Source organism: Escherichia sp. E2661 (assembly GCF_004745185.1).
GTDB lineage: Bacteria > Pseudomonadota > Gammaproteobacteria > Enterobacterales > Enterobacteriaceae > Escherichia.
Genome location: NZ_PDIG01000011.1, coordinates 13658 through 25736 on the forward strand (window position 1 = coordinate 13658; position 12079 = coordinate 25736).

6 protein-coding genes and 3 pseudogenes are annotated in these 12079 nt (G+C 52.6%); all 9 read right to left on the reverse strand.

The window, feature by feature from the left end:
• Positions 1 to 10: 10 nt before the first annotated feature.
• Positions 11 to 3492 (reverse strand): annotated as a pseudogene (gene dnaE / locus CRI63_RS05700) (DNA polymerase III subunit alpha).
• 36 nt (positions 3493 to 3528) lie between these two features.
• Positions 3529 to 4125 (reverse strand): ribonuclease HII, encoded by a 597-nt coding sequence (gene rnhB / locus CRI63_RS05705; RefSeq protein ID WP_135404112.1) that lies wholly within the window; start codon positions 4123 to 4125, stop codon positions 3529 to 3531.
• Positions 4122 to 5270, reverse strand: a pseudogene (gene lpxB / locus CRI63_RS05710) (lipid-A-disaccharide synthase). The gene rnhB and the pseudogene lpxB overlap by 4 nt, the downstream one beginning before the upstream one ends.
• Entirely contained in the window at positions 5270 to 6058 is a 789-nt protein-coding gene (lpxA, locus tag CRI63_RS05715) for an acyl-ACP--UDP-N-acetylglucosamine O-acyltransferase (protein ID WP_135518785.1), read from the reverse strand. Before lpxA ends, lpxB begins: the two are co-directional and overlap by 1 nt.
• Positions 6059 to 6061: 3 nt before the next feature.
• On the reverse strand, positions 6062 to 6517 hold the full coding sequence (gene fabZ / locus CRI63_RS05720; protein WP_000210739.1) for a 3-hydroxyacyl-ACP dehydratase FabZ: 456 nt from the start codon (positions 6515 to 6517) through the stop codon (positions 6062 to 6064).
• 104 nt (positions 6518 to 6621) lie between these two features.
• Entirely contained in the window at positions 6622 to 7647 is a 1026-nt protein-coding gene (gene lpxD / locus CRI63_RS05725) for a UDP-3-O-(3-hydroxymyristoyl)glucosamine N-acyltransferase (protein WP_064524990.1), read from the reverse strand.
• A 3-nt stretch (positions 7648 to 7650) separates the two neighbouring features.
• Complete coding sequence (skp, locus tag CRI63_RS05730) at positions 7651 to 8136, reverse strand: molecular chaperone Skp (RefSeq protein ID WP_000758958.1); 486 nt, start codon at positions 8134 to 8136, stop codon at positions 7651 to 7653.
• A gap of 121 nt (positions 8137 to 8257) precedes the next feature.
• Positions 8258 to 10690, reverse strand: a pseudogene (gene bamA / locus CRI63_RS05735) (outer membrane protein assembly factor BamA).
• Between the two features lie 29 nt (positions 10691 to 10719).
• Positions 10720 to 12072, reverse strand: a complete 1353-nt coding sequence (rseP, locus tag CRI63_RS05740) for a sigma E protease regulator RseP (protein WP_130221599.1) — start codon at positions 12070 to 12072, stop codon at positions 10720 to 10722.
• Between the last annotated feature and the right edge of the window lie 7 nt (positions 12073 to 12079).

Sequence of the window (12079 nt, forward strand, 5' to 3'; positions counted from 1 at the left end):
TATTCCTGTATTAGTCAAACTCCAGTTCCACCTGCTCCGAACCAATGAGGCCACGGAGATCGTTTAATAAACGATCGCTCGGAGAGACACGCCACGTCGCGCCAAAACGCAACCGCGCTCGTGCATCCGCCCTCTGATAGTAGAGATGTACTGGAATTGTCCCAGAGCGGTGGGGTTCCAGAGACTGACGGAGTCGGTTTAAAAGCTGGTCATCAATTTGCCTGTCCGTCAGCGAGATAGCAAGCCCGCGAGCATATTTTTCCCGGGCTTCGTCAATATCCATCACTTCGCGAGCGGTCATTTTAAGCCCACCGCTGAAGTCATCAAAGCTGACCTGTCCGCTGACGATAAGTATGCGGTCTTTTTCCAGCAATTGCTGGTATTTATCCAGGGCGTCTGTAAACAACATCACTTCCAGGCGCCCGGAACGGTCATCCAGCGTGCAGATACCGATACGATTGCCGCGCTTGGTGACCATAACCCGCGCGGCAACAACGAGCCCCGCAGCCGTGGTGACTTTACCACGTTCTGTCGGGTGCATGTCTTTCAGCCTTACGCCTCCGACATAACGCTCAATCTCTTTTAAATACTGGTTGATAGGGTGTCCCGTCAGGTACAGACCTAACGTTTCACGTTCCCCATCTAACACCACCTGCTCCGGCCACGGCTGGCAGCTGGCGTAGGATTGTTCTATTTGTTCCGGCTCTTCGGCCAGCACGCCGAACATATCGGCCTGACCGATAGCTTCCGCTTTCGCGTGTTGATCTGCCGCTTTTAACGCATCGCCCAGCGAGTTCATCAGCGCCGCGCGGTGTGGACCCAAGCGGTCAAACGCCCCAGACATGATCAGTTTTTCCAGCACTCGCCGGTTTAACTTTTTGGTGTCGGTTCGGGCGCAGAGATCAAACAGTTCGCGGAAGTAGCCGCCTTTATTACGGGCTTCGATGATGGCCTCAATCGGACCTTCACCTACCCCTTTGATCGCGCCAATACCATACACGATTTCGCCGTCGTCGTTGACGTGGAAATGGTAAAGACCGGAGTTTATATCTGGTGGCAGGATTTTCAGCCCCATCCGCCAGCACTCATCCACCAGGCCCACCACCTTCTCGGTATTATCCATATCGGCAGTCATTACCGCCGCCATAAACTCTGCCGGATAGTGCGCTTTCAGCCATAACGTTTGATATGACACCAAAGCATAGGCCGCAGAGTGCGATTTGTTAAATCCGTAACCGGCGAATTTCTCCACCAGATCGAAGATTTTCATCGCCAGTTCAGCGTTGATCCCGTTCTTTTCTGCACCTTCAGCAAATACAGAACGCTGCTTAGCCATCTCTTCCGGCTTTTTCTTACCCATCGCACGACGCAGCATATCCGCGCCACCGAGGGTATAACCAGAAAGCACCTGCGCAATCTGCATGACCTGTTCCTGATACAGGATGATGCCGTAGGTTGGCTCCAGTACCGGTTTCAGGCTTTCATGCTGCCACTGCACATCCGGGTAGGAAATCTCTTCGCGACCATGTTTACGGTCGATAAAGTTATCCACCATCCCTGATTGCAACGGGCCGGGGCGGAACAGTGCCACCAGTGCGATCATATCTTCGAAGCAGTCAGGTTGCAGACGCTTGATCAGGTCCTTCATGCCGCGCGATTCAAGCTGGAATACCGCCGTGGTTTCCGAGCGTTGCAGCATGTCGAAGCTTTTCTTGTCATCCAGCGGGATCGCGGCGATATCCAGCGGCGGCTCGCCATTCTTCGCCCGCCGCTTGTTGATCATCTCCAGCGCCCAGTTGATGATGGTGAGCGTACGCAAGCCGAGGAAGTCGAACTTCACCAGTCCGGCGTATTCAACGTCGCTTTTATCAAACTGGGTGACCGGATGTTTGCCCTCTTCATCGCAATAAAGTGGCGCAAAATCTGTAATTTTGGTCGGCGCGATAACCACCCCACCGGCGTGCTTACCGGCGTTACGGGTGACCCCTTCCAGTTTGCGCGCCATGTCGATCAGCGCCTTAACTTCTTCATCTGCTTCGTAGATTTCCGGCAGCTGCGGCTCGGCTTCAAACGCTTTCGCCAGCGTCATCCCCGGATCGGGCGGGATCAGTTTCGAGATACGGTCGACAAAGCCGTACGGATGCCCCAGCACGCGGCCTACGTCGCGGATCACCGCTTTCGCCGCCATCGTACCGAAGGTGATAATCTGCGATACCGCATCACGACCGTACATGTCCGCTACGTGTTCGATAACCTGGTCGCGTTTCTCCATACAGAAGTCAACGTCGAAGTCAGGCATGGAGACACGTTCCGGGTTAAGGAAACGTTCGAACAGCAGGTCAAATTCCAGCGGATCGAGGTCGGTGATTTTCAGCGCGTAGGCCACCAGTGACCCTGCACCGGAACCACGGCCCGGCCCTACCGGTACGCCGTTATCTTTCGACCACTGGATAAATTCCATAACGATGAGGAAGTAGCCCGGGAAGCCCATCTGGTTGATAACCTGAAGTTCAGTCTCCAGACGCTCGTCATATTCCGGGCGGCGCTTAACACGTTCTTCTTCGTCAGGGAATAAAAATGCCAGACGCTCTTCCAGGCCCTCTTTTGCACGCTTGACCAGATAATCTTCGGTGCTCATGTCCCCGGTCGGGAACTGCGGCAGGAAGTATTCACCAAGACGCACAGTTACGTTACAGCGTTTGGCGATCTCAACGGTGTTGGCAAGGGCTTCTGGGATGTCGGCAAACAGCTCGCACATCTCCTCTTCGCTACGCATATATTGCTGCGGCGAATAGTTACGCGGGCGTTAGGATCGTCGAGGGTAAAGCCGTCGTGGATCGCGACGCGGATTTCGTGTGCGTCAAAGTCGCTGCTGTCGATAAAGCGCACGTCGTTGGTCGCCACGACGGGCAAACCGCGCGCTTCCGCCAGTTCCACCGCCGCGTGCAGATAGCTTTCTTCGTCCGGCCTGCCGGTGCGGATCAGCTCGAGAAAATAGCGATCCGGGAAGTGTTCTTCATAAAACGCGACACACTCATCTACCAGCGCGCTGTTACCACGCAAAAGACTGCGTCCGACGTCGCCCATGCGCCCGCCGGAAAGAAGGATCAACCCTTCGTTTAATTCGATAAGCCAGTCGCGATCGATGATCGGTCCGGCGGCACCGTAACCGCGCTGATACGCTTTTGAGATCAGTAACGTCAGATTCTGATAGCCGGTATTGTTCGCCGCCAGCACCGTCAGGTGGGTTAACTCATCACCCAGCAGGTCGCACTGGACGTTAAAATCTGCCCCGACGATAGGCTTAATCCCTGCGCCATGTCCCGCTCCGTAGAACTTCACCAGACCGCAAAGGTTGGTGAAATCGGTGATCGCCAGTGCTGGCATACCCAACGCCGCCGCCTTTTTTACCAGCGGTGCGGTTTTGGCCAGGCCATCGATCATCGAGTAGTCGCTGTGCACCCGCAGGTGTACGAAACGTGGTTCAGACATCTTCAGATTCCGGTTTACTTAATCTCGACACAAGAATCAGGACGCAAGTCCCAGTGCGCGTTTGACAGGCCCAAAGCTGCGACGATGATGTTCAGTCGCGCCATATTCAGCCAGTTTTTCCAGATGAAAAGCGGTTGGATACCCTTTGTGTTGGGCAAAACCATATTGCGGGAAAACAATATCCAGCGCCGCCATTTCGGCGTCGCGCGTCACTTTCGCCAGGATAGACGCAGCACTGATTTCCGGTACGCGGCTATCGCCTTTCACCACTGCCATCGACGGCATCGGTAATTTCGGGCAGCGGTTACCATCAATCAACACATATTCCGGCGCAATATGCAGCCCAGCGACGGCACGCTGCATCGCCAGCATGGTCGCGTGTAAAATATTCAGTTCGTCGATTTCATGAGGTTCCGCGCGGCCCAGGCTCCAGCTTAACGCTTTCTCTTTGATCTCTTCACAGAGCGCAAGACGACGTTTTTCACTTAGCTTTTTGGAATCATTCAACCCGACAATCGGGCGCGCCGGATCGAGGATCACGGCAGCGGTAACGACCGCGCCAACCAACGGCCCGCGCCCAACTTCATCCACACCTGCAACCAGATTCGTGTGCGGATAGACAAATTCGATCATTGTGCTAACTCCAGAACGGCTTGTGCCGCCTGCTCATCGGCATTGCAGCGGATCTGCTGATGCAGTTCGCGGAAGGTGTCGTGCATCGCGTGGCTGGTTTTCCCGTTCGCCAACAGCGGTAACAGCGACTCAGCCAGTTTTTGCGGCTCACACTCTTCCTGCAATAATTCTTTAACTAACTCTCTGCCCGCCAGCAGGTTTGGCAGCGAGACATAATCGGTTTTCACCAGCCGCTTCGCCAGCCAGAAGGTGAAAGGCTTCATGCGATCACCCCACCACCATCGGGCATTTCGCCAGCATGCACTCCAGTGCAGCCGTACCCGACGCCAATAGCGCCGCATCGCTGGCGACCATCGCCTCACGGCCCATTCCATCCAGCATATGAACCGAAAGGTCTGGCGCGACTTCAGCTTTGATGCGTTCAAACTGCTCACGGCGTTTGGCATTTACCAGCGGCACCACGATCTCCAGATCAGGGTAAGTCTGGCGCAAAAGCTGGGCAGTTTTCAGGAAATCGGCGCTAAGCATCTCCACTTCCGCGCCACGGCTTCCCGGCAACAATGCCAGACAGTGGGCATCGTGAGGGATCCCCAGCACATCACGCGCGGCGTTTTTATCTGGATCTAACGGCATGGCATCAGCCATGGTGTGACCGATAAAACGGCACGGCACGTTATATTTGTCATAAAACGCTTTTTCGAAAGGCAGAAATGCGAGCACCAGATCGGTGGCTCTGCCTATTTTGAAAACGCGTTTCTGTCGCCACGCCCAGACGGACGGACTGACATAATGAATGGTTTTGATACCCTGCTTTTTAAGGTTACCTTCAAGGGTAATATTGAAGTCAGGCGCATCAATACCGACAAAAACATCTGGCTTCAGTTCGCCAAAACGCTTTGTCAGATCGGCACGAATATGCAGTAAGCGACGCAGACGCCCGAGCACTTCAACAATGCCCATCACCGCCAGCTCTTCCATTTCGTACCAGGCTTCGCACCTTCGGCTTGCATTCGTGGCCCGGCAACACCAACAAAGCGGGCGTTGGGCACACGTTCTTTCAGAGCACGGATTAAACCGGCCCCCAGGATATCGCCGGAGGTTTCTCCGGCGACCAGGGCAATCGTTAATGGACGCTGTTCAGTCATTAACGAATCAGACCGCGCGTTGAGCGTGCAAAGAAATCGGTAAAGGCTTTTACTTCCGGATACGTTTCCGCAAGTTCGGCAATTTCCGGTTTCACTTCATCGAGCGTTTTACCGCTGCGATAAATCAGCTTATACGCATTGCGGATAGCGGTAATCACCTCGCGGCTGAATCCGCGGCGCTTCAGCCCTTCGATATTGACACCGAACGGCGTTGCGTGGTTACCCTGCGCAATGACATAAGGAGGGACGTCCTGCGCCACACCAGAGCAACCGCCTACCATCACGTGCGCACCAATGATGCAGAACTGATGGACTGCGGTCATGCCGCCGATGATCGCGAAGTCGTCTACCGATACGTGCCCCGCCAGCGTTGCGTTGTTGGCGAGAATGCAGCGGTTACCTACCGTACAATCGTGCGCAATGTGCGCGTTGATCATCAGTAAGTTGTCGCTGCCCACCTTCGTCAATCCACCGCCCTGGACTGTGCCACGATGAATGGTGACGCTTTCGCGAATGCGGTTACGATCGCCGATTTCCACGCGGGTCGGTTCGCCAGCATATTTCAGATCCTGGTTAACTTCACCGATGGAGGCGAACTGATAAATCTCATTATCGCGGCCAATTTTAGTATGGCCATTCACGACAACGTGAGATTTCAGTACGGTACCCTCACCAATTTCGACATGGGGTCCAACGATACAAAAAGGACCAATGTGGGCGTTGGCGCCAATCGACGCGCCCTCTTCCACAATGGCGGTTGGATGCACAAAGGCGGATTTATCAATCACGTATCAGGCCTCCCGGCTACGAGCACACATCATCGTTGCTTCGCAAACTACTTTACCGTCGACCAGAGCAACCCCTTTAAAACGGGTCAGGCCGCGGCGCGTTTTTTCGAAAGTGACTTCCATGATCATTTGATCGCCTGGCACGACCGGGCGCTTGAAGCGCGCTTCGTCAATACCGGCGAAGTAGTACAGCTCACCCGGTTCCAGTTTTCCTACGCTTTTAAACGCCAGAATACCTGTTGCCTGTGCCATTGCTTCCAGAATCAGCACACCCGGGAAAATCGGTTTTCCAGGGAAATGGCCCTGGAAGAATGGCTCATTGACAGAGACATTTTTTACTGCGCGCAGAAAACGACCTTCTTCAAAATCCAGCACGCGATCCACCAGTAAGAACGGGAAACGGTGCGGCAGAAGTTCTAAAATCTCTTCAATCTGCAGAGTATGAGTGTTAGTAGTCAAGATACTCTTCCTGTCAAAATATAAGAAACGACAATAATAACACGGCCTGCCGCAATCGTAAGAATGAGACAGGCCGTAAAGTTTGGCGAACAAAAGATGGAACGTTAGTCTTGTTGATTAACCTTGCGCTCAAGCGACTTCAGACGCTTGCTCATGTCATCAATGTTCATCACCAGTGCAGCGGTTTTGCGCCAGACTTTGTTGGGTTGCAGCGGAATGCCTGAGGAATAGACGCCTGGTTCAGTGATGGGACGCATCACCATACCCATGCCCGTAACCGTCACTTTATCGCATATTTCCATATGCCCGTTGATTACGCTGGCACCGCCGATCATGCAGTAACGACCAATTTTCAGGCTGCCCGCCATAATGACGCCACCGGCAACCGCCGTATTGTCGCCAATCACGACGTTATGTGCAATCTGGCACTGGTTATCAATGATCACGCCATTGCCAATAACGGTGTCGTCCAGCGCACCGCGATCGATGGTGGTACATGCGCCGATCTCCACGCGATCGCCAATAATTACGCGACCAATCTGCGGGATCTTCACCCAATTACCACGATCGTTGGCATAGCCAAAGCCGTCTGCGCCTACCACAGTTCCGGATTGGATCAGGCAATTTTGACCAATCTGGATCTCATGGTAAATCGTCACGTTCGCCCAAAGACGCGAACCTGCACCGATTTTGCTGTTTTTACCAACGAAGCAACCGGCGCCGATAACCACGTTATCGCCCAGTTCAACGCCGGACTCAATCACCGCGTTAGCGCCAATTGATACGTTGTTACCCAGCTTCGCCGTCGCGTCGATCACTGCACTCGGTGCAATGTTTTGCGCGGGCTGTGGCGTGGTATCTAAAATTTGCGCCATGCGCGCGTAAGTCAGGTAGGGATTCTTCACTACCAGCGCGGCACTTTTCGCGAAAGGGAGATCGTCCTGGGTCATGACAACCGCAGACGCCTGGCACAAGCCTAAATGTTCACGGTATTTAGGATTAACCATGAACGTGATGTGACCTGTTTGTGCAGATTGCATGGACGCAACGCCGGTGATGACGATATCGCCATCACCGTGTAGTTCTGCATCCAACTGCTGCGCTAAATCAGCCAGTCGAATTGAAGGCATTACTTATTTAACCTGTTTCAGTACGTCAGCAGTGATGTCTTTTACATCGCTGCTGTTGTAAGCAACGGCGTTTGCGTCAACAACCAGATCGATGCTCTGGCTGCTGGCAACGGATTTCACAGCAGTCTGGATACGAGTAACCAGTTTACCGCGTTCTTCGTTGGAACGACGTGCGCGATCCTGCTCAAAAGCCTGCGCTTTCTGAGCAAAAGTCTGGCGCTGAGCCATCACGTCTTTTTCCAGCTTAGTGCGATCGCTGCCGGCTTTCATGGACTGCAGCTTTTTCATTTTAGCTTGCAGATCAGTTTCCATACGCTGCAGTTCGCTGGCACGGCCTTTGAACTCATTTTCCAGCGTGTTAGAAACACCGGTTTTCTGTGCTACCTGCTGAAACAGGCTGCCCATATTGACGATTGCAATTTTGTCAGCCGCCTGAGCAGAAGTTGCCAGTGCTAAACCGAGACCTGCCGCTAATAACCACTTTTTCACAATAAACTCCTTACCATCCCATTTGCACCGGAAGGTGCAGTTCTTTGCGTGGCCCGGCGATCTTATCGAGATCGCCTAAAGTCATCGCTACACTACCACTACATTCCTTTGTGGAGAACACTTACCAGGTTTTACCAATGTTAAACTGGAACTGTTCAGCCTTGTCTCCATCGTACTTTTTGAACGGCTGGGCGTAGGAGAACACCAACGGCCCCAATGGGGACATCCATTGTAATGCGATACCCGCAGACATACGGATATTGCTTGGATCACTATAGTCCGGATATCCAGAGTACTGACTAGAATCCCAGTTAGTATCCCAAACGGTACCCATATCCCAGAAGAAGGAGGTACGGACCGAGTTGGCATACTTGTCGCTAATGAACGGCGTCGGAGTGATGAGTTCCAGGCTGGCAACCGCCATAGCGTTCCCCCCAATTGCATCATCCGATTTACACAGGTCGGTTGCACCGTCCTGAGTTGCACATTCATAATCGTAGTCCGGATCATAATCACTGGCCTGATGCGGGAAGTAAACCGCTTTCGGACCGATGGTATTGGACTGGAAGCCACGCACAGTGCTGGAACCACCGGCATAGAAGTTTTCATAGAACGGCATTTCTTTGCCGCCTAAACCATCACCGTAGCCCCAACGAGTACGCCCCAGAACAACCCATTTGTGATCGTCGTCGATCGGCACATAGGTCGCCGTGTCTAACGTCACTTTATAGTATTCGTTATCCGATCCCGGAATGGTCACTTTACCGGTCAGGTTGACACGGGAACCATCCGTCGGGAAATAACCACGGTCGAGCTTGTTATAGGTCCAACCATAGTTAAACGTGAAGTCGTCCGTTTTGAAGCTGTTATCCTGATCAGAGGTGTTTGGATGTTCACCCATAGAGTAGAGATAACGCCACATCGCAACCTGCGGCTGCATGTTGGACAGGGAGTTATGGACATAACCCAGACCTGCACGCAGCGAGTTATATTCGTTGATCGGGAAGCCCAATGTTACGTCTGTACCATAACTCTTGTTGGTATAGTCGGACAGGTCAGCGTCATCTGCCTGGAAGTCATTATAGAAGACACGACCGCCGAGGCTTACACCATCTACAGTGAAGTACGGGTTGGTTACCGACAATTCAGCATAGGTCTGGTAATCGTTTTTGGTACCGTTGATACCAACAGCATAACCGGTACCTAACCAGTTATCCTGCTGCACGCCAGCCTGGAAGCTCACACCACTTTCAGTACCGTAACCAATACCAAAGTTGAAGCTACCGGTGTTGCGCTCTTTTACCTTGTAGACCACGTCAACCTGGTCCGGGCTACCCGGAACACGTTGGGTATCGGTATCAACCGTTTCAAAGAAGCCCAGACGATTCAGACGTTCTTTACCCTGATCGACCAGGTCGCTGCCTAACCAGGCACCTTCCATCTGGCGCATTTCTCGGCGCAGGACGGCATCTTTCGAGGTGTCGTTACCTTCAAAACGGATCTTACGTACGTAGAAACGGTTACCCGCATCAACGTTCACACGTAATTTAACGGTTTTGTCGGCGTCGTTGATTTCAGGCATCGACTGCACGCGCGGATAGGCATAACCGTAGCGACCGAGAAGTTTTTTTAATGTCATCTTCCATTTTGGTCACTTTGGTGCCGTTATACAGCTCACCCGGCTCGATCTTAGTCAACTGTTCGATTTCCGCAGAGTGCCCGGCAAGGTTACCGCTCACTTCAACGCCAGAGAGTTTGTACTGATCGCCTTCGGTGATGTTTACCGTGACGTAGATACCTTTTTTATCTGGAGTCAGACTGACCTGGGTAGAGTCGATGTTGAAACGGGCATAACCGCGATCCAGATAGTAGCTGCGCAGGGTTTCAAGGTCGCCCGCCAGTTTCTGTTTCTGATATTTACGATCGCCTACCACGTTCCACCACGGCACTTCATCACGCAGCTGGAAATGAGAGATCAGTTCGTCGGTGGTGAAAGCATGATTACCAACAATGTTGATTTGCTGGATTTCAGCTGATACACCTTCCTGGAACACTAGTTTTAGGTCAACACGGTTACGCGGCAGTGGGGTCACGACAGCTTTTACGCTGGCGCTGTATTTACCGACGCTGTAGTAGAAGTCTTCCAGACCTTTCTCGATATCGGCAATGGTGGTGCGATCGAGGGATTCCCCCACTCGCACGCCAGAAGCTCGAGGTTTTGCTTCAGCATGTCATCTTTCACCGATTTGTTACCGGAGAAAGTGATGCTGGCAATGGTCGGACGTTCTTTTACCTGAACCAGAAGGGTATCACCATCACGAAGGACGCGAACATCCTCAAAGTTGCCGGTAGCAAACAGAGCGCGAATGGTATTACTGATATCTTCATCATTAACCGTGTCGCCTGTGCGCACCGGCATACTGAGGAGGGCCGCACCAACGGCGACACGCTGAAGGCCTTCGAAATGAATGTCTTTCACTACGAACCCTTCAGCACCGTATACGGTGGCGCTGCTAAACAGCAGCGACGCTATGAGCAACTTTTTCATCGCCATCGTTATTATGCGTTCTTCCTAACTAACTCTCATAACCGAGAGAAATCATTGAAAAGTGCAAGCCCCATTAACAGCACCAGCAGAATCGAGCCAATGCGATAACAAAAGTCTTGAACCCGCTCGGATACCGGTCCGCCCTTGATCTTTTCGATCGCAAGGAACAGCAGATGCCCCCCGTCAAGTACGGGCAACGGAAACAGGTTAATTATCCCTAAGTTCACGCTAATAAGCGCAAGGAACGGCAGGTAATAAACAACCCCGAGTTCCGCTGTCATCCCAGCCCCCTTGGCGATAGAGATCGGCCCACTGAGGTTGTTCAGTTTCACATCACCGGTGATCAATTTTCCCAGCATACTGACCGTCAGCTTCATCAATTGCCACGTTTTGTCCGTGGCTTCAACGATGGCGTTGAACGGTCCATACTGGCGTACAACTTTATACTCATCTGGCAAAGGAATGACTTTCGGCTCAATGCCGGCAAAACCAATCGCTTTACCCTTACCCGGTTTGCTCTCCGGGATTAATGTCAAAGACAAGGGACTCCCCTGCCTTTCGATATCTAACGCTAACGGTTTATCCGGGTTATCCCGGACAAGCATCACAAACGTCAGCCATTGCGTTAATGGATGACCATCGACTTTAACGATCCTGTCGCCTGCTTGCAAACCCGCCTTACTTGCCGCTGAGTTTGGTGACACATTTTCCAGTACAGGTTCAATTTGCGGACCACGAGGGCGAATCCCCAAAGAAGATACCGGATCTTCCTTATCAGGCTCAAACGCCCAGTTTCGCAAATCAAGCTTTACATCTCGTCGTTGATCGCTGCCAAAAGGTGCCACCGTAAGGGTGGTGCTTTCGTCGCCGATTTTGTCAACCAGTTGTAAGCGCACGGCATCCCAATCAGGCGTTTCGATACCATCTACAGCTTTTAGTTCCGTGCCAGGTACAATTTGTGCTTGTGCGGCAATCGAGTTGGCTGATATTTCACCAACAACCGGGCGAACGCCGGGAACACCAATGATAAAAACCAGCCAGTAAGCAAAGATAGCAAAAATGAAGTTTGCAACCGGACCTGCGGCGATTATCGCTGCACGCTGGCCAACAGTTTTATTGTTGAAGGCATGGTGGCGAAGTTCCGGAACAACCGGTTCTGCGCGCTCATCCAGCATTTTGACATAACCGCCCAGGGGGATCAGGGCGATGACATATTCGGTGCCGAGTTTGTCAGTGCGGCGCCAGAGCGCCTTACCAAAACCTATCGAGAAACGCTCAACGCGAACACCACAGCGCCGGGCAACCCAGAAATGACCAAATTCATGCACGGTGATAAGCACACCCAGTGCAACAATGAACGAAGCCAAATCCCAGAGAAAACTCAGCATAATACCT